General features: G+C 50.0%; 1 protein-coding gene. It reads left to right on the forward strand.

The window, feature by feature from the left end; all coding sequences use genetic code 11:
• Window positions 1–344, forward strand: a 344-nt coding sequence (locus E1189_RS22130) for a hypothetical protein (protein ID WP_196220818.1), incomplete at both ends; no start/stop codon positions are given.

Genomic DNA, 344 nt, shown 5'->3' on the forward strand with positions numbered 1-344 from the left:
CGCCTCTGGCAACAGTGCTGGTTTACACGAGACTACGGCAACACGGGTGTTCGTGCAGAGCAGATTTTTCCTCTGAACGCGGTTCAGACCATGACTTTGGCGATAAAACTCAATCAGCCTTATCTGGCGGAAGCAGCGAGAGTGATGGAGGCTATGGACTTTGAAACCGGGATCAACTGGCCTGCCTGCTGGCAGGAACTCCTGGATATTTTTAATCAGCCTGTTGTCAGCTATTGCCAGAGCGAGCCGGAGGAAAGTACTCAGCTAACAGATGTTATGGATACACAGGATCAGTTGCCACAACCTGACATAACAACACTGGACAACAGGACAAACTATGAGCA

It is taken from the genome of Parendozoicomonas verongulae (assembly GCF_009711465.1).
In the GTDB taxonomy this organism is placed as follows: Bacteria; Pseudomonadota; Gammaproteobacteria; order Pseudomonadales; family Endozoicomonadaceae; genus Sansalvadorimonas; species Sansalvadorimonas verongulae.